Consider the following 18996-nt stretch of genomic DNA (forward strand, 5'->3'; position numbering starts at 1 on the left):
CGGCCCCACCCGGGACCCACCCCCGGCCGTCCCCTCTTTCCCCCCCCGCCCCTCTTCCGATCTCGGCGCCGGCCGCGCGCCGCAGATCGACACCCCGGCCGCGCCCTCCGACGTGGCCGCCGTCCTGGACTGGATGCTGGACGGCCTGGCCGCGGTCGGCGCCGTGGTGCGCCGCAACGACGCCGCCGAGCTGTCCCCGCTGGGCCACTGGGCGGTGCGGGCGAAGCTGGAGGAGATCTGCACGGTCGCCCAGACCGCGGCCGGGCACATCGAACAGAGCGCCTTCGAGCTGCTGAACGCCTGCGCGGACTACTCGCCGGGCCCGGCCCGGGCGGAGTTCCGGGCCTGGGTGGCGGCCCGTCCGGCGGACCGCGCGGTGGCCGAGCTGCTGGACGCCGCCCAGGGCGATGACGCGCTGGTGCGCGGACTGGCCTTCGAGGCGCTGCGGGTGGCCGGCGGGCCGGCCGAGCAGGCGGTGCGGGCGGCGGTGGACGAGCCGGTGCTGCGCCCGTACGCGCTGCTGTGGCTGGCCGAGCGCGCCGACGAGGGGGTCGCCCCGGCGGACGTGCTGGGCGCCGAGGACGCGGCCTGGCTGTGGGTGGACACCGCGGCCGCGGTGCTGGACCACGGGGAGACGGAGCTGCTGGTGGGCCATGTCGAGGGCGCCTCGGCGGGCGATCCGGTGCGGCTGTTCGCCCGGGCCCGGCAGTCGGGGCACCCGCGGGCGGCCTCGGTGCTGACGGCGGTCTCCGGCGTGCACCCGGATCCGGGCGTGGCCCGGGCGGCCCGCCGTTCGGCCTTCAGCGTCCACACCGGCGGCGCGTAGCCTTCTCCGAGCACGGCAGAAGGGCCCGGAACCACCAGGTTCCGGGCCCTTCTGTCACATACAGCGGGTGCTCAGCCGAGCCGCGACTCCGCCCGCCGGGCGCGGACGTCGCCGACCTTCTGCCCGACCTTGCGCCGGATGACCAGCAGCGGCGCCATCGCGGCGAGCGTGATCTGGGCGAACGCGCCGACGTGCATCAGGGTGTCGCCACCGGGCAGCCCGGTCGCCCAGGCGGCCAGGCAGCCGATCGCCACGACGACCCAGCAGAGCGTGGCGGTGGCCAGCAGCCCCTGGGGCTTCGGGTACTCGATCCGGCTGACCATGAGGTACGCGGCGCCGAAGATGGCGAGCAGACCGGGCAGGAACGGCGGGTCGAGCAGCACGATGGCGATGACCGTCATCGCGCCCATCGGGCAGGGCATGCCCTGGAACACCCCGGGCCGCATCTTGACGGCCGAGAAGCGGGCCAGCCGCAGGACCACCGCGAGCAGCACGGTCAGCGCGATCAGCGCCGACAGCTTGGTGTTGGAGCCCTGGGAGACCATGCCCCAGACCGCGACGAAGTAGGCCGGCGCGATGCCGAAGCTGATCAGGTCGGCCAGGTTGTCCAGTTCCGCTCCGAGGGCGGAGGAGCGGAGCTTCCGCGCCACCAGTCCGTCGAAGAGGTCGCACATCGAGCCGATCAGCAGCAGCGTCACCGCGGTGGCGGCGCTGTGCCGGTCCGGAGCGGCGTCCGGGTTGGTGATGTGCGGGACCAGGACCCCGGTGGTGATCGAGTAGATCGCCAGGAAGCCGCAGACGGCGTTCCCCAGGGTCAGGAAGTCGGCGGTGGACAGGTGCTGGGGGGAGCGCGGGGCCCGCAGTTCGCGGTCGCGCGCCCAGCGGCGGCGGCGCAGGGCCGTCTCCTCGTCGTCCAGGCCGACGATTGTTTCAGGATCAGTCACGGTCAAGGCGTGTCACCCCGGCTGTGGTCTTCTGGCCGACCTCGACGCCGACCTCGACGCCGGCCGGCAGGTAGGTGTCGACCCGGGAGCCGAACCGGATCAGGCCGATCCGGTCGCCCTGCTCGACCTTGGTTCCGGCGGCCACGTACGGCACGATGCGACGGGCCACGGCCCCCGCGATCTGCACCATCTCGATGTCGCCGAGCTCGGTGTCGAAGTGCCAGACGACCCGCTCGTTCTGGTCGCTGTCCTTGTTGAACGCCGGGACGAAGCCGCCCGCGACGTGCTCGACCGACGTCACCGTGCCCGGCAGGGGCGCGCGGTTGACGTGGACGTTCAGCGGGCTCATGAAGATCGCGACCCGGGTGCGGCCGTCCGGCCAGGCGTCGATGCTCTGGACCACGCCGTCGGCGGGGGAGATGACTCTGCCCGTGCCGATCTCACGCTCGGGGTCGCGGAAGAACCACAGCATGCCCGCGCCGAGCGCGCAGGCCGGTACCGCCGCCAGGGCCCACTTGCCGCTGCGCCGGGTGAGGGCGGTGGTCACGGCGGCCGTGGCGAGGGTGGGGACGAACCAGGGGGTGGCTCCGCGCGCGATGGTCACGCGGGGTCGCCGACCGGCCGTCGGGGCTGCGAGGGCATCGCGGTCCGTGCCGGAGGTGTGCGGGGACGGGCTGATGGGCATCGAGAACCTTTGTCGCGGGGGATCATGGCCGCTGGACGGGGGCCACCGCGGGATCGGTAATAGAAGGGACGGCTTGCTGTCCCGGTGGATGCTATCGGGAGCACACGGTCGGTGGGCAACCCGCCTGCTCGTTCATGTGTCCGGTGGGAGTGCGTACGCGCATCCCGCCTCTACGACCGTAGCTCGCCCCGGTCCGGTTCCCAAGGGACCGGACAGGGCTGGTGACTCTTGTCTCAACAGGTGGGCGGTCGAAACCCGGTGGGGGACACGGCTCGTACCGGGTGGAAGAAGGTGTACGGAAGCGGCCGCAGGGCGCGTCGCTGCAGCTGTGCGCCCTGCGGCCGCTGGGTGGAGGCCGTGCCGGACCGCGGCGGACCAGGCCGGGTCCGTGACGTGGCACGGCACTCTGCCGGGACGGGCCCGCACGCCCGTCGACCGGCGGTTCGGAGGGGGCCGCCCGTCAATCGGGGCGGCCCCGCAATCACTCGGCGGTCCCCCCGCTCACCCGGTGGGCGCGGAGGACCGGGCCGTCGACCGGCCGGTCACTCGGCGATCTTGTACTCCTCCAGGAGTCGGCGCCCGACGATCATCTTCTGGATCTCCGCAGTTCCTTCACCGATGAGCAGCATCGGGGCCTCGCGGTAGAGGCGCTCGATCTCGTACTCCTTGGAGAAGCCGTAGCCGCCGTGGATCCGGAAGGCGTCCTCGACGACCTCCTTGCAGTACTCCGAGGCCAGGTACTTGGCCATGCCCGCTTCGAGGTCGTTGCGCTCGCCGCTGTCCTTCTTGCGGGCGGCCATGACCATCATCTGGTGGGCGGCCTCGACCTTGGTGGCCATCTCGGCGAGTTTGAACTGGATCGCCTGGTGCTCGGCGATCTTCTTGCCGAAGGTGGAGCGCTGCTGGGCGTAGGAGATGCCGAGCTCGAAGGCGCGGCGGGCGACGCCGCAGCCGCGGGCGGCGACGTTGACCCGGCCGACCTCGACGCCGTCCATCATCTGGTAGAAGCCGCGGCCCGGGACGCCGCCGAGGACGCGGTCGGCCGGAATCCGCACGTCCTGCAGCACCAGCTCGGTGGTGTCGACGCCCTTGTAGCCCATCTTCTCGATCTTCCCGGGCACGGTGAGGCCGGGGACGGTCGGGTTCGGGCCGAAGCCGGCCGTCTTCTCGATCAGGAAGGTGGTCATGTTCTTGTACGGGCTGCTGCCGCCCTCGTCGGTCTTGCAGAGGACCGCGACGAGGGTGGAGGTGCCGCCGTTGGTGAGCCACATCTTCTGGCCGTTGAGGACGTAGAACTCCCCGTCCTTGACACCCTTGGTGGAGATGGCCGAAACGTCGGAGCCGAGGCCGGGCTCGGACATCGAGAAGGCGCCGCGGATTTCGCCGGCGGCCATCCTCGGCAGGAAGTGGTCCTTCTGCTCCTGGGTGCCGTGGGCGTTGATCATGTGCGCCACGATGAAGTGGGTGTTGACGATGCCGGAGACCGACATCCAGCCGCGGGCGATCTCCTCGACCACCAGGGCGTAGGTGAGCAGGGACTCGCCCAGGCCCCCGTACTCCTCGGGGATGGTGAGGCCGAACAGCCCGAGCTGCTTCATGCCCTCGACGATGGCGGTCGGGTACTCGTCCTTGTGCTCCAGCTCGGTCGCGACCGGAATGATCTCCTTGTCGACGAAATCCCGCACGGTGGCGAGGATGTCCCGCTGGATCTCGGTGAGGCCGTCGGTCTGTGCGAGGCGTCCCATCGTGCGGCTCCGGAATGTCTGAAAGGGCGGGGGGGGGGGATTTCCGGGGGCCCTGCCGGCGTGGCTGCGACAGCAGGGCCCCCGACCGGGTGGGGGTCGGCCGATGACGGCGGCCTCCCCGTCCGGGGTCTATCGGGGTGGCCCCTCTAGAGGGGAGTGGTTCAGGAAAGCGGCTCGGGCCGGCCGGGCTGCTCGCCGCCGCGCTCCTTGATGTACGTCGCGGTCGGCACCATCACCTTGCGCCGGAAGACGCAGACGACCGTGCCGTCCTGCTTGTACCCCTTGGTCTCGACGTACACGATGCCGCGGTCGTCCTTGGACTTGGACGGCCACTTGTCCAGGACGGTCGTCTCGCCGTAGAGGGTGTCGCCGTGGAAGGTCGGCGCGATGTGGCGCAGCGACTCGATCTCCAGGTTGGCGATCGCCTTGCCGGAGACGTCCGGGACGGACATGCCGAGCAGCAGCGAGTAGATGTAGTTGCCCACCACGACGTTGCGGCCGAAGTCGGTCGTCTTCTCCGCGTAGTTGGTGTCCATGTGGAGCGGGTGGTGGTTCATGGTGAGCAGGCAGAAGAGGTGATCGTCGTACTCGGTGACGGTCTTCCCGGGCCAGTGCTTGTAGACCGCGCCGACCTCGAACTCCTCGTAGGTGCGTCCGAACTGCATGGCTCAGCTCTCCGGGATCTCGAACTTGGTGGTGCGCTGCATGCCGGCGGCCCGGCCCTTGCCGGAGATGACCAGGGCCATCTTGCGGCTGGCCTCGTCGATCATCTCGTCGCCGAGCATCGCGGAGCCCTTGGCGCCGCCCGCCTCGGAGGTGCAGTAGTCGTAGGCGTCGAGGATCAGCTCGGCGTGGTCGTAGTCCTCCTGCGAGGGCGAGTAGATCTCGTTCGCGGCGGCGACCTGGTCCGGGTGCAGCACCCACTTGCCGTCGAAGCCGAGGGCGGCGGAGCGGCCGGCGACCTCGCGGTAGCCCTCCTGGTTGCGGATCTGCAGGTACGGGCCGTCGATCGCCTGGAGGTCGTTGGCGCGGGCGGCCATCAGGATGCGCATCAGGATGTAGTGGTAGGCGTCGGCGTTGTAGCCGGGCGGCTGCTCGCCGACCACCAGGGACTTCATGTTGATCGAGGCCATGAAGTCGGCCGGGCCGAAGATGATCGTCTCCAGCCGGGGCGAGGCCTCGGCGATGGCGTCGACGTTGATCAGGCCCTTGGCGTTCTCGATCTGCGCCTCGATGCCGATCTTGCCGACCTCGAAGCCCATGGTCTTCTCGATCTGGGTGAGCAGGAGGTCGAGCGCCTTGACCTGCTCGGCGTCCTGGACCTTCGGCAGCATGATGCAGTCGAGGTTGGGGCCGGCGCCCTCGACGACGGTGATCACGTCGCGGTAGGTCCAGTGGGTGGTCCAGTCGTTGACGCGCACGACGCGGGTCTTGCCGCCCCAGTCGCCGTTGTTCAGCGCGTCGACGATGGTGTGGCGGGCGCTCTCCTTGACCAGCGGGGCGCAGGCGTCCTCGAGGTCGAGGAAGACCTGGTCGGCCGGGAGGCCCTGGGCCTTCTCCAGGAAGCGCGGGTTGCTGCCCGGTACGGCGAGGCAGGAGCGGCGGGGGCGCAGGCGGTTGACGGCAGTCATAAGAGTGGAGGGTTCCTTCCCAGTGGTCAGCTGGTCAGCTGGTCAGTTCGTGGCCGCGGTCGGTGCGGGCGTCCACGGCTGGAGCCGGTTGGCCAGCCGGATCTCGTCCACGATCCGGCCGATGATGGTGGTGATGCCGAAGTCCTTCGGGGTGAACACGGCGGCGACGCCGACGGCCTTCAGGGCCTCGCCGTCCGCTGCCGGGATGATGCCACCCACGATCACCGGGACATCCTCCACCCCGGCGCGGCGCAGCCGCTTCAGGACGTCGGGCACCAGCTCGGTGTGCGCGCCGGAGAGGATGGACAGGCCCACGCAGTGCACGTCCTCCGCCACCGCGGCGGAGACGATCTGCTCCGGGGTGAGCCGGATGCCCTGGTAGACCACCTCGAACCCGGCGTCGCGGGCCCGGACGGCGATCTGCTCGGCGCCGTTGGAGTGCCCGTCCAGGCCGGGCTTGCCGACCAGCAGGCGCAGCTTGCCGGCGCCCAGTTCCTCGGCGGTGGCGGCGACGGCGGCGCGGACCTGCTCCAGCTCCCCGCCGGGCTCGGCGGCGACCGCGACGGGCGCGCCGCCCACGCCGGTGGGGGCGCGGTACTCGCCGAACACCTCGCGCAGGGCGAAGGACCACTCGCCGGTGGTGACACCGGCCCGGGCGCAGGCGAGGGTGGCCGGCATCAGGTTGGCCCCGGTGGCGGCGACGGCCTTGAGCTCGGCCAGCGCCTCCTGGGCGGCGGCCTCGTCGCGGCCGGCCCGCCAGGCCTCCAGGGCGGCGAGCACGGACTGCTCGGAGGCCGGGTCGACGACCATGATCGCGGTGTCGAGGTCGGCGGTGAGCGGGCTGGGCTCGGTGGTGTCGAAGCAGTTGACACCGATGATCTTGTCCTCGCCGGACTCGATCCGGGCCCGGCGGGCGGCGTGCGAGGCGACCAGGTTGGACTTGAGGTAGCCGGACTCGACGGCCGGGATCACCCCGCCCATTTCCATCACCTTGGCGATCTCCGCCTCGGCGCCGGCCAGCAGCGCGGCGGTCTTGGTCTCGATCACCTCGGAGCCGTTGAAGATGTCGCCGTACTCCAGCAGGTCCGACTCGTAGGCCAGCACCTGCTGGATCCGCAGCGACCACTGCTGGTCCCAGGGCCGCGGAAGCCCCAACGCCTCGTTCCAGGCGGGGAGTTGGACGGCCCGGGCGCGGGCGTCCTTGGAGAGGGTGACGGCCAGCATCTCCAGGACGATCCGCTGGACGTTGTTCTCCGGCTGGGCCTCGGTCAGCCCGAGCGAGTTGACCTGGACGCCGTAGCGGAAGCGGCGCTGCTTGGGGTCGGTGACGCCGTAGCGCTCCAGCGTGACCTTCTCCCAGAGCTGGGCGAAGGCGCGCATCTTGCACATCTCCTCGACGAAGCGCACGCCGGCGTTGACGAAGAAGGAGATCCGGGCGACCACGTCGCCCATCCGCTCGGCGGGCACCTGCCCGGAGTCGCGGACGGCGTCGAGCACCGAGATGGCGGTGCACATCGCGTAGGCGATCTCCTGGACGGGCGTGGCCCCGGCCTCCTGCAGGTGGTAGCTGCAGATGTTGATCGGGTTCCACTTGGGGATGTTGCCGACCGTGTAGGCGATCATGTCGGTGATCAGGCGCACCGACGGGCCGGGCGGGAAGACGTGCGTCCCGCGCGACAGGTACTCCTTGACGATGTCGTTCTGGGTGGTGCCGGTGAGCTTGGCGATGTCGGCGCCCTGCTCCTCGGCGACCACCTGGTAGAGCGCCAGCAGCCACATCGCGGTGGCGTTGATCGTCATGGAGGTGTTGGTCTGTTCGAGCGGGATGCCGTCGAACAGGGCGCGCATGTCGCCGACGTGGCCGACCGGGACGCCGACCCGGCCCACCTCGCCGCGGGCGAGGATGTGGTCGGAGTCGTAGCCGGTCTGGGTCGGCAGGTCGAAGGCGACGGACAGACCGGTCTGGCCCTTCGCCAGGTTCCGCCGGTAGAGCGCGTTGGAGTCGCTCGCGGTGGAGTGGCCGGCGTAGGTGCGCATCAGCCAGGGGCGGTCGCGCTTCTGGGGCTCGGTCATCGGAGTCGTCTCACACGTTCCGGCTCGACTGGATGTTCCGCTCGTCAACCTCGCGGAAGAGGTTGATGGCCGGCAGGTGCTTCTCGCGCAGCTCCTGGTCGCGGACGCCCAGGCCCGCCTCGGGGGCCAGGCAGAGCACGCCGACCTTGCCCTGGTGCTTGTTGTGGTGCACGTCCAGGGCGGCCTGGCCGGTCTCCTCCAGGGAGTAGACCTTGGAGAGGGTCGGGTGGATCTTGCCCTTGGCGACCAGGCGGTTGGCCTCGTAGGCCTCGCGGTAGTTGGCGAAGTGCGAGCCGACGATCCGCTTGAGCGACATCCACAGGTAGCGGTTGTCGTACTGGTGCATGTAGCCGGAGGTGGAGGCGCAGGTGACGATGGTGCCGCCCTTGCGGGTGACGTACACCGAGGCGCCGAAGGTCTCGCGGCCCGGGTGCTCGAAGACGATGTCGACGTCCTCGCCGCCGGTGAACTCGCGGATCTTCCCGCCCAGGCGCTTCCACTCGCGCGGGTCCTGGTTGTTCTCGTCCTTCCAGAACCGGTAGCCCTCGGCCGAGCGGTCGATGATCGCCTCGGCGCCCATGGCGCGGCAGATGTCGGCCTTGGCCTCGCTGGAGACCACGCAGATCGGGGTGGCGCCGCCGGCCAGCGCGTACTGGGTGGCGTACGAGCCGAGGCCGCCGCTGGCGCCCCAGATCAGCACGTTGTCGCCCTGCTTCATGCCGGCGCCGTTGCGCGAGACCAGCTGGCGGTACGCGGTGGAGTTGACCAGACCGGGGGAGGCGGCCTCCTCCCAGGTGAGGTGCTTGGGCTTGGGCAGCAGCTGGTTGGTCTTCACCAGGGCGATCTGGGCCAGGCCGCCGAAGTTGGTCTCGAAGCCCCAGATGCGCTGCTCCGGGTCCATCATCGTGTCGTTGTGGCCGTCTGGGGACTCCAGCTCGACCGAGAGGCAGTGGGCGACGACCTGGTCGCCGGGCTTCCACGAGTTGACGCCGGCGCCGGTGCGCAGCACCACGCCCGCGAGGTCGGAGCCGAGCACGTGGTACGGCAGGTCGTGGCGCTTGGTGAGCGGCGACAGCCGGCCGTAGCGCTCCAGGAAGCCGAAGGTGGAGACCGGCTCGAAGATCGAACTCCACACGGTGTTGTAGTTCACCGAGCTGGCCATGACGGCGACCAGGGCCTCGCCGGGGCCCAGCTCCGGCAGGGCGACGTCGTCGAGGTGAAGGGACTTGCGGGGGTCCTTGTCGCGGCTGTCGAGGCCGGCGAACATCTGCTCCTCGTCCTTGTGGAGCGTGACCGCCCGGTAGGACTCGGGGAGCTTGATTGCCGCGAAGTCCGCCGACGTGGCGTCGGAGCTGAGGATCGCGTCGAGGATTTCCTGCATGGCTGCCTCCGAAGGCGTACCTGTGCGAGGGTCACAGGGCGTCTGGGGGAGCCGGGAGCGGACACCGGCTTCGCTGAGGTGGGTGGTTGGCGGTCAGGCGGTCGCCCGGTGGTGGTCCGGGCGGGTCTGCGCTGCTGTGTGGCACTGCTGGTCTGGCATCGTTCCCGGGGTGTGGGAACGCCGGACGACGGCGCGCCGAGGTGGGGAGCCGCGGCGCCGCGACTGGTGAGTAACAAGGTAGTGGCACCCTGTGCCACTCGTAAAGACACCGGGTGTCAGCAATTCCGACACTCCGGAAGGGTGCGTGACGCGCGTGGAGCGGGTATGCCGAGGGCCCGCGCCGACGGTTCGGCGCGGGCCCTCAATATGCCTCTGAGCTGGGGTTATCGACCCCTCAGCGGTCCCGGGCGCTGCTCAGCGCGGCCCGGATGCTGTCCACCACGACGTCCAGCGGAGCATCCGTCCGGGCGACTGTGATGAGTACCTCACCTCCAGGGCTGGCACTCAGTGCGCTCTCCGCCACCCAATTCTCGGGCATCCCACTGGCACCGGGTGCCACCACCGAACCCCGGCGTCTGGCACCCGGAGAGCTGGCCGCCCAGAAGGTCCGCCGGATCACCTCGAAGGAGTGGTCCAGCTGCGCCTCCACGTCACCGCGGCCGCCGGCCCGCAGCCAGCGCCGCAGCACGTGGTTGTGCGCCGCGACGACCGCCGCCGCCGACACCTCGGCCAGCATCGAGTCGTCCTCGCCGCCGCGCTGCCAGCCCGACGGGATGGGCTCGCCGGTGTCGAAACGGCCCAGCAGGTAGCGGGTGAACAGCCGCTCGTACCGGGCCACCACGGCGATCTCGCGCTCGCGCAGCGCCGGGACCTGACGGATCAGCTGGTACCGCGCGACCGACACCCCCGGGGTGGAGGCGTACATCCGCAGCACCTCCTTGATGCCGCGGCACACCACGTCCAGCGGGTGCTCCTCCGGCTCGGCGCTGGCCAGCAGGTCGGCCACCCGGACCAGGGTGTCGTCGTGGTCGGGGAAGATCGCCTCCTCCTTCGACCGGAAGTACCGGAAGAAGGTGCGCCGGGCCACCCCGGCGGCCGCGGCGATCTGGTCGACCGTGGTCTCCTCGTAGCCCTGCGAGGCGAACAGCTCCATCGCGGCCGCGGCCAGGTCCTGGCGCATCTGCTGGCGCTGCGCCGCTGCCCGGCGGCTGCCCGGGCCGGCCTCCGACCCGGTGCCCGCGGACGGGCCGGCCGTGCGGTCGGTGCCGCGCGGTCCGGCGGATTGCTGCGCAGTGGCTGACTGAACCCGATCCATGTCCGGAACGCTACACGGCCCGGGTGGGGCGCCCGCGGCCCTTCCCCTGCGTACCGGCGTGACCGGGCCGGTCACGGCCGGTCTCGGCCAGCGCGCGGACACCGCCCCCGGGGTCCAGCCGGGGGGCCCGGCGCCGTACGGCGCGGTGCCGTTGCCGTAGGCCGCGCCGTTGCCGTGGGGCGAGGCCCCGGCACCGTACGGGCCCGGACCGGTCTCGTACGGCAGTTGCTCGCCCCCGGCCCGTGAGGTGCTCACCGGCGCGCGTGGTCGCGGAAGCCGCGACCGGTCTTGCGGCCCAGGCAGCCGGCCGCCACCAGGTGCTCCAGCAGCGGGGCCGCGGCCAGGCCCGGCTCCCGGAACTCCTGGTGCAGCACCTGCTCGATGGTCAGCGAGACGTCCAGCCCGACCACGTCCAGCAGCTCGAACGGGCCCATCGGGTAGCCGCAGCCCAGCTTCATCGCGGTGTCGATGTCGTCCACCGTCGCGTAGTGCTCCTGGAGCATCCGCACCGCGTCGTTCAGGTACGGGAACAGCAGCGCGTTGACGATGAAACCGGCCCGGTCGCCGCACTCCACCGGGTGCTTGCGCACCTTCGCGGTCAGCTCCAGCACCGTCGCGGTGACGTCCGGCGCGGTCAGCACCGTGGAGACCACCTCGACCAGCTTCATCGCCGGGGCCGGGTTGAAGAAGTGCATGCCGATCACGTCCTGCGGCCGGGAGGTGGCCGTCGCGCAGCTGATCACCGGCAGCGAGGAGGTGGTGGTGGCGAGCACCGCGCCCGGGCGGACGATCTTGTCCAGGGTGGCGAACAGCTCCCGCTTGACCGCCAGGTCCTCGGCGACCGCCTCGACCACCAGGTCCACCTCGGCCAGCTCGGAGTACTGGCCGACCGGGGTGACCAGCGCCAGCGCGGCGTCCCGCTGCTCCCCGCTCAGCCGGCCCTTGGCCACCGAGCGCTCCAGCGACTTCGCCAGCTGCGCCCTGGCCTTCTCGGCCTTCTCCTGACTGCGGGCGGCCAGCAGCACCGGGTGCCCGGCCTTGGCGAACACCTCGGCAATGCCGGTGGCCATCGTGCCGGAGCCGCAGACGCCGACGGTGCGCACGGTGCGGCCGGGCACCTTCGGGCGGGCCGGGCCGGTCGCCGCGTCCACCGCCCTGGACGAGCCCGGCGCCTCGTAGGTGTAGAAGCCGCGCCCGGACTTGCGGCCCAGCAGCCCGGCCGAGACCAGCTGGCCGAGGATCGGCGCGGGCGCGTGCAGCCGGTCGCGGGACTGCTCGTACATCGCCTCCAGCACGGTGCGCGCGGTGTCCACGCCGATCAGGTCGAGCAGCGCCAGCGGGCCCATCGGCAGGCCGCAGCCGAGCCGCATCGCGGCGTCGATGTCCTCCCGGGAGGCGTACTTGGACTCGTACATCGCGGCGGCCTGGTTCAGGTAGGCGAACAGCAGGCCGTTCACCACGAAGCCGGCCCGGTCGCCCGCCGCCACCGGCTCCTTGCCCAGGTCGCGGGCGAAGGCGGCGGCGTCCTCGGCGGTCTGCGGGGAGGTCAGCACGGTGCGGACCACCTCGACCAGCTTCATGCTGTGCACCGGGTTGAAGAAGTGCAGGCCGAGCACCCGCTCCGGGCGGGCGGTCGCCGCCGCGATCCGGGTCACCGACAGGGCGGTGGTGCCGGTGGCCAGCACGGTGCTCTCCGGGCAGATCCGGTCCAGCTCGGCGAAGACCTCCCGCTTCAGCTCCAGCTGCTCGGGGACCTCCTCGATCACCAGGTCCGCCTCGGCGGCGGCCGCCAGCGCGTGCCCGACCGAGATCCGGGCCAGCAGCGCGGTGCGCTCCTCGGCGGTGAACCGCTCCCGGTCGACCGCGTGCGCGGTCGCCTCCTCGATCCGGGCCAGCGCCCGGGCGGCGGAGTCCTCGGTGGCCTCGATGCCGATCACCCGGCGGCCGCTCCTGGCGACCGCCACCGCGACGCCGGCACCCATCGTGCCGAGGCCGACGACGGCCACGGTGGGGAAGGGACGCTCCATCTGTCCTGACTCCTAGTCATGAAGGGCCCGCGCGTGCTCCGGCGGGCAGGCCGCCGCACCCGTCGACGGGACGGGGGCGGCCGCCGCCGGAGGAGGGTCCACGCGCGGGGGCTTGGGGAGATGACGGGTTCCGGCAGACCCGGGCAGCGGCCGGTCCGCTCCGGCCGAACTGCGGGGTGCCGTGGTGCTCAGGCGCTCGAAGGTGAAGGAAGCGGCGCTGATACGAGGAGAGAGACCCGGCCTGCCGCGGTTCGCGGCACCGGCCGGTGAAGGCGCACCGCGCGGGCGCCGCAGACACGACGACCCGCGACCGCCCGCCGGTGCGGCTCCCGAAGCCCGGCAGAGGTGCGTGTCCGGCCACTGTAGCGAAGCTACTCACCGGTAGGAAGGGGTCGGAGGCGGAAAACCGTGCGGGCCGGGGGCCGCTCCACCCCCGGCGGCCCGGCCCGGGGAGGCCCCGCCGCGAACCGGACGACCCCGGATGACCCGGCCCCGAACAGCCCGGCCCCGAACGGGTGAACGGGCGGACGGGCGTCCGTTCGTTCCACTCGATAGGGGAGTTACCGGCCCCCGGTCCGCGGGGCAGCATGGCGGCATGAGTACCGTCGCCGCCTCCCCGGCAGCCGATCCCGCCGGGCCGCTCGGCCCCGCCGCCCTCGCGGCCGCCGTCGCGCTGCCCCCGCGGGCCGAGCGCGCCGAGCGGGCCGAACACGCCGTCGACCGGCTGCGCACCGCCGCCGTCGAGGCGGTCGCCGTCACCTGGGTGGACAACGCCGGCATCACCCGGGTCAAGGCCGTGCCGCTGGGCGGCCTGGCGCACGCGGCGCAGTGGGGCGTCGGCACCGCGCCCTGCTTCGACGTGTTCCTCGCCGACGACGCGATCACCACCAGCCCACTCATCGGCGGCCCCACCGGGGACCTCCGGCTCTACCCCGACCTCGACCGGATCGTCCCGCTGACCGCCCAGCCCGGCTGGGCCTGGGCCCCGGGGGACCGCCACACCCAGGCCGGCGCCCCGCACCCCGGCTGCCAACGGCTGTTCGCCCGCCGGATGGAGGCCGCGGCCGCCGCCCGCGGGCTGAGCCTCAAGGCCGGCATCGAGGTCGAGTGGGTGGTCGCCCTGGCCGGGGCCCCGCACGAGCCGCCGCAGTACCCGACGCACGGCCCCGCGTACGGCATGCAGCGGCTCACCGACCTCTCCGACTACCTGCGGGACGTCCTGCGCGCCCTCGGCGAGCAGGGGCTGACCGTGCTGCAGATCCACCCCGAGTACTCCCCGGGCCAGTTCGAGGTCTCGGTCGCCCCCGAGGGCCCGGTCGGCGCCGCCGACACTTCCGTCCTGGTCCGGCACACCGTCCGCGCCGTCTCCGCCCGGCACGGTCTGCGGGTCTCCTTCGCCCCCGTGGTCGAGCCGGACGGGGTCGGCAACGGCGGGCACCTGCACCTCAGCCTCTGGCGGGACGGCCGCAACCTCGGGCACGGCGGCTCCGGCCCGCACGGACTGACGGCCGAGGCCGAGGGCTTCCTCGCCGGGGTGCTCCAGGCGCTGCCCGAACTCCTGGTGCTGGGCTGCTCCAGCCCGGCCGGGTACCTGCGACTGGTGCCCCAGCACTGGGCCGGGGCCTACCAGTGCTGGGGCCTGGAGAACCGGGAGGCGGCGATGCGGCTGGTCACCGGCTCCACCGGGGAGCGCGCCGCCACCGCCAACGCCGAGGTCAAGTGCTTCGACGCCAGCGCCAATCCGTACCTCGCGGTCGGCGCGGTGGTCGCGGCCGGCCTCTCCGGCTTGGAGCAACGCCGCGCGCTGCCACCGGAGTTCACCGGTGACCCGGCCGCCGCCGAGCCCGGCACGGTGCCCCGGCTGCCGCAGGGCCCGGCCGAGGCGATCGCCGCGTACGAGCGCTCGGCGGTGCTGCGCGAGGCGCTCGGCGAGCCGCTCCACCAGGCCGTGCTGGCGGTGCGCCGGGCCGAGGCCGAGCAGTACGCGGCGCTCGGCCCCGAGGAGACGATCGCGGCGACGCGCTGGCGGTACTGACCGGCGGCCCGGCTGGAGGTGCCCGCGCCGGTCGACCACCACTGCCACCGCGTGGTGGCGGCCGAGTTCACCGACGACGCCCTCGACGGGCTGCTCGCCGACTCCGACCGCCCGGCCGCGCCCGGCCGACCGATCCGGTGCTGCCGCACCACCCGCTCCGGACAGCCGTGGACGTCTGCGCCGAGCTGGTCCTGCCGCTCCGACTCCACGCCGGCTTCGGTGATCCCGGCCTCACACTGCACCGCGCCGATCCGTCCCTGCTGACGGACTTCACCGCGCCGCCGAGCCGAGCGGCGTCCCGCTGGTGCCTGCCGCACGGTCATCCGTACCACCGGCAGGCCGCCTGGCGGGCCCGGGCCTTTCCCGCCGGGTACACCGACTCGGGCTGACCGCCTGCTACACCGGTCCGCGGGTGGCGGCGGTGCTCGGCGAGATGCTGGAAGTGGCGCCGTTCGGAAAACCGCTGTTCTCCACGGACGCCTACGAACTTCCCCAACTGTTCCTGGTGGGCGCCGCACGGTTCCGGCACGGACTGGGCACGCTGCTCGCCGACTGGCAGGCGGACGGCGCCTGTTCGGGCCCGGACACCCGGGGGCCGGCGCACCTGGTCGCCGCCGGCAACGCACGCCGGCCGTACGGGCTGCGGTAGGCGCCGGGGCATGTCTTCACGTACATGTCCAAGGTCGACGGCTCGTCGGCGAACCATCACTTTTTAACAATCTCCAGCTCTGTTGCCGCTGTTGAGCTGCGGAGCGTCAACCTCCGTTGTTGGTCTAGATGTGACGATTAGATGACTGCCTCTTGCGCTTCTCAGCAAATATTCATTAACGTCCCGGTCATCCCAGCGCACCTGCCCCACGCAGCTGCCGGATGACGACTCGGGAGGGCCAACCCCAATGAGAGTTCCTCGGATCAGCCGGACCCGGTACGCGGCAGTGGGCGTCGTGCTCGCCACCGCCGGAGCCCTCGCGCTCCCGGCCGGCAGCGCCGTCGCGGCCCCCGCCGGTGACCCGACGACCGGTCCGCTGATGAGCTACGTCGTCAACACCAAGGCCAACCACGGCCAGGTGCAGAAGGTGGAGAAGGCCATCACCGGCCTCGGCGGCACCGTCGTCCAGTCGTACGAGCAGGTCGGCGTCGTGGTCGCCCGCTCGAACGACACCAAGTTCGCGGAGAAGCTGCGGCTGGCCAAGGGCGTCGACTCGGTCGGCGCCAGCCGCACCAAGGGCATCCTCGCCGCCGACCAGGGCACGGCCGAGGTCGCCGCCGAGCCGGCCGGCGCCGCCGCCAACGGCCAGGAGCCGTACGAGCCCAACCAGTGGGACATGCGCCAGATCGGTGTCGACAAGGCGCACAAGATCTCGCTCGGCAACCGCGACGTCACCGTCGGCGTGCTGGACTCCGGCATCGACGCCACCCACGAGGACCTCGCCGCCAACGTGGACGCCTCGCAGTCGGTCTCCTGCATCGACGGCAAGACCAACACCGACTGGAAGGCCTGGCAGCCGACCAACAGCGACCACGGCACCCACGTGGCCGGCACGATCGCCGCCGCCAAGAACGGCAAGGGCATCATCGGCATCGCCCCGAACGTGAAGCTGGCCGCGGTCAAGGTCGTCGACGACGGCGGCTTCATCTACCCGGAGAACGCGGTCTGCGGCTTCGTCTGGGCCGGCGAGCACGGCTTCAAGGTGACGAACAACAGCTACTACGTCGACCCGTGGATGTTCAACTGCCCGAACGACAAGGACCAGGCCGCGGTCTCCGAGGCGATCCGCAAGTCCGTCGCCTTCTCGCAGCGCAAGGGCGTCCTCAACATCGCCGCCGCGGGTAACGAGAACATCGACCTGGCGCACAAGACCACCGACGTCTCCAGCCCGGACGACACCACCCCCGGCACCCGCCCGGTCACCAACGACTGCCTGTCGCTGCCGACCGAGCTGCCCGGCGTGGTCGCGGTCTCCGCGGTCGGCGTCAACGGCGACAAGTCGTACTACTCCAGCTACGGCAAGGGCGTCGTCACCGTCGCCGCGCCGGGCGGTGACGCCCGCTACCAGATCCCGGACACCCCGGACAAGAACGGCCGCATCCTGTCGACCATCCGCGGCGGCAAGTACGGCTACATGCAGGGCACCTCGATGGCCACCCCGCACGTCACCGGTGTGGTCGCGCTGCTCGCCAGCACCTTCCCGTGGGCCAGCCCGGACGAGCTCACCGAGCTGCTGACCAACCAGGCCGAGTCCCACGCCTGCCCGACCGGCGAGTACAACCCGGGCGGCACCGGCCAGTTCAAGGCCACCTGCGAGGGCGGCGCGGACGACAACGGCTTCTACGGCGCGGGCATCATCAACGCCGAGAAGGCGGTCCAGTGGTGGCGCTGACGCGCTGCTGACCACTGAGCGCTGAGCATCGAACACCGAGCTGGGGAGCGGGGCCACGGGCCCCGCTCCCCAGCGGCGTTCGGGGCCGAGGGCGCCTGAGGGCCCCGCGGGCGGGTCTAACCCTCGAAGTGGTGCTCCCAGACCGTCTCCACCGACGGCTTGCCGTGCAGGTCCGGCACCTCCCGCAGCCAGGCCGGCCGACCGGCCCGGGTGCGGGCCGCCCGCCGCCGCTCGGCCTCGCGCAGCTGCTCGGGAGTGGCGAAGCCCTCCGGCAGCCACTCCTCGGAGAGCACCGCCCGGGCGGCCAGGTGGGTGACGTACGCGTGCCGGACGGCCTCCACCGAGTCGAAGCCGGGTTCGTCGGCCAGCCACTCGTCCGGGACCAGCGCCAACACCTGCTCCAGCAGTTCGACCGTGACCAGCGGCCCGAGGTCCTCGTCGGCCAGCCGGACGTCCGGGGCGCAGGCGCCGAGCGCGTGCGCGCTGAGGTCGTAGCGCTTGCCGACGGACGCCTCGGCGGTGGCCCAGCGGTGGTGGAAGATCAGCGCGGCGCCGTTGTCGATCAGCCAGAGCCGCTTGTGCCAGACCACCAGGTTGGGGTTGTGGACGGTGCGGTCGACGTTGCCGGTGAGGGCGTCCAGCCAGACCACCCGCCCGGCCTCGGCGGAGTCCACCGGGATCATCCCGGGCCGGTAGTCCGCGGCGCCGGGCAGCAGGTCCATCCCGAGGTTGAGGCCGGCGCTGGCCTTGAGCATGTCCTGGATCTCGGCGTCCGGTTCGTCCGCGGCCACCACCGGGTCGAAGTCCACCAGCCGCAGCTCCGGCACCCGCAGCCCGAGCCGCCGGGCCAGTTCGCCGACGATCACCTCGGCCACCAGCGCCTTGCGGCCCTGGGCGGCGCCGGTGAACTTGACCACGTACGTCCCCAGGTCGTCGGTCTCCACGACGCCCGGCACCGAACCGCCGGCCCGCAGCGGGTCCACGTAGCGCAGCGCAGTCACCAGATCGAGCACAGCCGTCACCCTATCCCGCCGCGTCGCGGGCGTGCCGCTGTGATTGGCTTGCCGGTGCGAACGGTACGGCGAAGCGGTACCCACCACACGAGGAGAGCACGGCATGGGACAGGTACGGGCCACCACCGAGCGGGTCTACGACGCGGCCCCCGAGCGGGTGTACGAGGTGCTGGCCGACTACCAGGTGAGCCGCCCGAAGCTGCTGCCCGCGCAGTACAGCGAGTACGAGGTCCGGGTCGGCGGCACCGGCGCCGGCACCCAGGTGCACTGGAAGCTGCAGGCCACCGAGAAGCGGGTGCGCGACTGCCTGTTCACCGTCTCGGCGCCTTCGCCGGACCAGCTGGTGGAGAAGGACGCCAACTCCAGCATGGTGATCACCTGGACCGTCGCGGCCGCCGGCGAGGGCCGCACCAAGGTCACCGTCACCGCCACCTGGCAGGGCGCGACCGGCATCGGCGGCTTCTTCGAGCGCACCTTCGCCCCCAAGGGCCTGAACCGGATCCACGACCAGGTGCTGGCCAACCTGGCCGCCGAGGTCCGCTGAACCGGATCCGTCGACCCCGGATCGGTCGACCCACGATCCGCTGATCCGGATCGGTCGGCCGAATCGTCCGGAGTTTCGAGCGGCTCGTCCGCCCGTACGAGCCGAAAGCCGTACGGGTGGACGGCCCGCCCCCTGCGGGTGACGGGGGCCGCCCGGCGCGGGGGAGCCATCCTAGGCTCGCCGCCGTGCATATGACGATCCTTCACATTTCACAGCCGGTGGACGGCGGAGTCGCCCGCGTCGTCGTCGATCTGGTCCGGGGGCAGCGCGAGGCCGGGCACCGGGTGCTGGTCGCCTGCCCGCGCGGCGGCCGGCTGGCCGAGGAGGCCGCTGCGGTGGGCGCGCTGGTCCAGGACTGGCCCGCCGACCGCTCGCCCGGCCCGGCCACCGCCGCCG

The 18996-nt window shown here is 72.1% G+C and carries 16 protein-coding genes and 1 pseudogene; 7 read left to right on the top strand and 10 right to left on the bottom strand.

All coding sequences use genetic code 11. The annotated features are described in order from the left end of the window. Positions 1–826: pseudogene (locus tag BG452_RS12250) on the top strand (hypothetical protein); the annotation flags it as partial. 71 nt (positions 827–897) lie between these two features. Here the strand turns inward: BG452_RS12250 and BG452_RS12255 are convergent. From BG452_RS12255 to BG452_RS12295, 9 genes are all read right to left on the bottom strand, one after another. Continuing rightward, positions 898–1776 carry a CDP-alcohol phosphatidyltransferase family protein gene (locus BG452_RS12255; RefSeq protein WP_380463542.1) on the bottom strand — a complete coding sequence of 293 codons (879 nt, stop codon included), beginning with the start codon at positions 1774–1776 and terminating at the stop codon, positions 898–900. After that, positions 1763–2455: a phosphatidylserine decarboxylase gene (locus tag BG452_RS12260; RefSeq protein WP_223242113.1), complete on the bottom strand. Its 693-nt coding sequence runs from the start codon at positions 2453–2455 to the stop codon at positions 1763–1765. The genes BG452_RS12255 and BG452_RS12260 overlap by 14 nt, the downstream gene beginning before the upstream one ends. A 542-nt stretch (positions 2456–2997) precedes the next feature. Then, a complete protein-coding gene (locus BG452_RS12265; protein WP_188304290.1) occupies positions 2998–4200 on the bottom strand; it encodes an acyl-CoA dehydrogenase family protein in 1203 nt (400 codons plus the stop codon). A 161-nt stretch (positions 4201–4361) separates the two neighbouring features. Next, positions 4362–4865: a MaoC family dehydratase gene (locus tag BG452_RS12270; RefSeq protein ID WP_188304291.1), complete on the bottom strand. Its 504-nt coding sequence runs from the start codon at positions 4863–4865 to the stop codon at positions 4362–4364. 3 nt (positions 4866–4868) lie between these two features. Further along, positions 4869–5831: an HpcH/HpaI aldolase/citrate lyase family protein gene (locus BG452_RS12275; protein WP_188304292.1), complete on the bottom strand. Its 963-nt coding sequence runs from the start codon at positions 5829–5831 to the stop codon at positions 4869–4871. 42 nt (positions 5832–5873) lie between these two features. After that, entirely contained in the window at positions 5874–7904 is a 2031-nt protein-coding gene (locus tag BG452_RS12280) for a protein meaA (RefSeq protein WP_188304293.1), read from the bottom strand. A gap of 10 nt (positions 7905–7914) precedes the next feature. After that, positions 7915–9285, bottom strand: a complete 1371-nt coding sequence (gene ccrA / locus BG452_RS12285; RefSeq protein WP_188304294.1) for a crotonyl-CoA carboxylase/reductase — start codon at positions 9283–9285, stop codon at positions 7915–7917. Positions 9286–9679: 394 nt separating this feature from the next. Continuing rightward, entirely contained in the window at positions 9680–10600 is a 921-nt protein-coding gene (locus BG452_RS12290) for a TetR family transcriptional regulator (RefSeq protein WP_188304295.1), read from the bottom strand. Between the two features lie 251 nt (positions 10601–10851). Beyond that, complete coding sequence (locus BG452_RS12295) at positions 10852–12627, bottom strand: 3-hydroxyacyl-CoA dehydrogenase family protein (RefSeq protein ID WP_188304296.1); 1776 nt, start codon at positions 12625–12627, stop codon at positions 10852–10854. A 595-nt stretch (positions 12628–13222) separates the two neighbouring features. Between BG452_RS12295 and BG452_RS12300 the strand changes: the two genes are divergently transcribed. The 4 genes from BG452_RS12300 (at position 13223) to BG452_RS12315 (ending at position 17043) form a co-directional block, all read left to right on the top strand. After that, a complete protein-coding gene (locus BG452_RS12300) occupies positions 13223–14662 on the top strand; it encodes a glutamine synthetase family protein (RefSeq protein WP_188304297.1) in 1440 nt (479 codons plus the stop codon). 18 nt (positions 14663–14680) lie between these two features. Beyond that, positions 14681–14926, top strand: coding sequence for a hypothetical protein (locus BG452_RS12305; protein ID WP_188304298.1), 246 nt, complete (start codon positions 14681–14683; stop codon positions 14924–14926). 148 nt (positions 14927–15074) lie between these two features. Beyond that, a complete protein-coding gene (locus tag BG452_RS12310) occupies positions 15075–15311 on the top strand; it encodes a hypothetical protein (protein WP_188304299.1) in 237 nt (78 codons plus the stop codon). Positions 15312–15558: 247 nt separating this feature from the next. Continuing rightward, entirely contained in the window at positions 15559–17043 is a 1485-nt protein-coding gene (locus tag BG452_RS12315; RefSeq protein WP_188304300.1) for a S8 family peptidase, read from the top strand. Between the two features lie 116 nt (positions 17044–17159). On the opposite strand, the gene BG452_RS12320 is transcribed toward BG452_RS12315, so the two are convergent. Continuing rightward, on the bottom strand, positions 17160–18056 hold the full coding sequence (locus tag BG452_RS12320) for a HipA family kinase (RefSeq protein WP_188304301.1): 897 nt from the start codon (positions 18054–18056) through the stop codon (positions 17160–17162). Between the two features lie 103 nt (positions 18057–18159). Here BG452_RS12320 and BG452_RS12325 point away from each other — a divergent pair, with 103 nt between their 5' ends. Then, the gene (locus BG452_RS12325) at positions 18160–18600 is read left to right on the top strand and encodes an SRPBCC family protein (protein WP_188304302.1); all 441 of its coding nucleotides are present in this window, start codon (positions 18160–18162) and stop codon (positions 18598–18600) included. A 191-nt stretch (positions 18601–18791) separates the two neighbouring features. Beyond that, the coding region (locus BG452_RS12330; RefSeq protein WP_188304303.1) for a glycosyltransferase family 4 protein at positions 18792–18996 on the top strand (205 nt) is incomplete at its 3' end.

The sequence above is a fragment of the Streptomyces sp. CBMA123 genome (genome assembly GCF_014596465.1).
Taxonomy (GTDB): Bacteria; Actinomycetota; Actinomycetes; order Streptomycetales; family Streptomycetaceae; genus Kitasatospora.